Raw genomic sequence first — 2,141 nt, 5'->3', positions numbered from 1 at the left:
GAGCGAGCCCCAAGGGCGCGCCAGTCCCGTCATCGCCGCCTTGATCCGCGCCGCGACGTCCGTCGGCAGCGTCACGAAATGCCAACCGCCCTTGCCGGGGTAGACCCAAATCTCGGCCCGCATCTCATAGCGCAACATGGCAGTCCGGTGCTCGCCGCGTTCACGCCGCGGCCGCGACCTGCCGGCCGATCCCGCCATGCAGGTCGAGGCAGCGCTCGAACCAGCGCGCGATGCTGTCGCTGTCGTCGAGCAACTGGAAAGGCGAGGCAATGCGAGCCCATTGCAGCGCGCCGAAGACGATGTAGTCGGCAAAAAGCGGCGAGGCGCCGCCGATGAAGGGCTGGTAGGTGAGCGTCGAGCGCAGCGGCTCCAGCGCGGCGCGGAAGGCCGAGAGGCCGGCATCGCGATTGGCCACGACGTCTTCCAGCCGCTTGCCGTAGCGCCGTTCACGATCCTCGCGGAAGTAGCGGCCATTCGTCTCGTCCTGCATCGCATGCAGGTCGGTCAGCGCCACGGTCGCGACATAAGGGTGGATGGTGAGTTGCGACCAGCGCTCGATGAAGCGTGCCGTCGCCTTGCCGCCTTCACCGGAAAACAGCGTCGGCCGATCCGGATAGGCTTCGTCAAGATAGAGCGCGATGGCGAAAGAATCGACCACGACGCGGTTCCCGTCGCGGATCACCGGCACCGTCTTCGACACGCCGCCTTCCACCTTGGGCACTTCGAGGAAGCGCGTCGGCACCTTGGTCGCGGCGAGCCCCTTGTGGGCCAGCGCCATCTTCGTCTTCCAGCAATGCGGGCTGAACGGGCGTTCGGTGTCGTGGCCGACGAGGTCATAGAACAGAATGGTCATTATGGTTCCTGCGGGTTACGAAGAGCTGGGATTCGTTGCGAGGCGGATGGAAGAATGAAACAGCATTTCATGATGTTTGCGGCCTACAATCAATGGGCCAACACGCGCATCTATGATGCCGCGGCCGATCTCGACGAAGAGGAACTCGGCCGCGACGTCGGCGCCTTCTTCAGCTCGATGCTCGGCGCGCTCAACCATCTGCTCGTCACCGACCGCATCTGGATGAAGCGCTTTACCGGCGAGGGTGACGCGCCCTCAAACCTTGCGACGATCCTCTATCGCGCCTTCCCGGGCTTGCGCGTGGCACGCGAGGCCGAGGACAGGCGGATCGTCGACTGGGTGGGCGGCATGGCCGACAAGGCGTTCACCGGACGTTTTTCCTATATGACAACCGACATGCGCACCGTCTCGCAACGGCTGGCGCCGGCGCTCAGCCATCTTTTCAACCATCAGACCCATCATCGCGGCCAGGCGCATATGTGCCTTACCGTGCTCGGCCGGCCCTCGGTGCCGCTCGACCTGATGCTGTTCCAGCGCTCGGAGGAAGGCCGCGCCTACGCTTGAGGCGCGTTGGCTCGAAGACGCCCTCGGCGAGTTATCTGGCCACATCGAACTGCATTGTCCATGGATGGCTGAACTTGCAGCCGGGTTGTTTTGAGAAATTTTTCTTAATTTAAGAAAAGTCTAATACATTTTAGTCGGCAGAAAATAGCAATTGAAAACCACAACTTATTCTTATGAAAGCGTCGGCGAAACCCGGGCGAAACTTCGCGCGTAACTTATCCCTGTATTCAGTGCTGGTATGCAGGCAATGCTAGCATACTTCGGTCCTGATTGTGCTGTCTTTGGAAAAGGAGAGTGTCATGCGCAGTATCGTTGAGAAAGCCGCCGTTACTCTGACCTTTGGCACGATTGTCGCCATTTTGACCATGCCTGCGAATGCGGCGAGCCTTGGCGTTGGAGTGGGTGCATCGGTCGGCGGTTCTGGGGGCGTCAACGCGGGTGTCGGCGCCTCTGTCGGTGGTGGCGGTGGCGTCAATGGCGGTCTTGGCGCGTCGGTTGGCGGGACGAACGGCGTGAACGCCGGCGCAGCCGCATCGGCGGGCGGAACAAGCGGTGTCGACGCCAACGCCACAGCGTCGATCGGCGGCTCCGGCGGCATCGACGCGAATCTCGGCGCTAATGTCGGCGACACCGCCAACGCGACCCTTAGCCTCGGCATTGGTAATGATGCGGGTGTCGGCGTTGGACGGTTCTCGACCCTGGGCACACCGAACACTCTCGGGAC

The 2,141-nt window shown here is 62.4% G+C and carries 2 protein-coding genes and 1 pseudogene; 2 read left to right on the top strand and 1 reads right to left on the bottom strand.

Annotation, left to right across the window (positions count from 1 at the left end; all coding sequences use genetic code 11):
* Nucleotides 1-160: 160 nt before the first annotated feature.
* Complete coding sequence (locus EOD07_RS31900; protein WP_127238098.1) at nt 161-853, bottom strand: glutathione S-transferase family protein; 693 nt, start codon at nt 851-853, stop codon at nt 161-163.
* A gap of 54 nt (nt 854-907) precedes the next feature.
* On the opposite strand from EOD07_RS31900, the gene EOD07_RS31895 reads away from it, so the two are divergent.
* Both EOD07_RS31895 and EOD07_RS31890 read left to right on the top strand, forming a co-directional pair.
* Nucleotides 908-1,417, top strand: a complete 510-nt coding sequence (locus tag EOD07_RS31895) for a DinB family protein (RefSeq protein ID WP_127238097.1) — start codon at nt 908-910, stop codon at nt 1,415-1,417.
* A 299-nt stretch (nt 1,418-1,716) separates the two neighbouring features.
* Nucleotides 1,717-2,141 (top strand): annotated as a pseudogene (locus EOD07_RS31890) (hypothetical protein); the annotation flags it as partial.

The sequence above is a fragment of the Mesorhizobium sp. M2C.T.Ca.TU.002.02.1.1 genome, from assembly GCF_003997225.1.
Note: the sequence above shows the minus strand (reverse complement) of the source record. Positions and strands in the feature narration are given on the sequence as shown.

What these genes read in the sequence shown, in the direction of transcription:
- EOD07_RS31895 (WP_127238097.1), top strand. Translation starts at nt 908, where the DNA reads ATGAAACAGCATTTCATGATGTTTGCGGCCTACAATCAATGGGCCAAC.
- EOD07_RS31900 (WP_127238098.1), bottom strand. Translation starts at nt 853, where the DNA reads ATGACCATTCTGTTCTATGACCTCGTCGGCCACGACACCGAACGCCCG.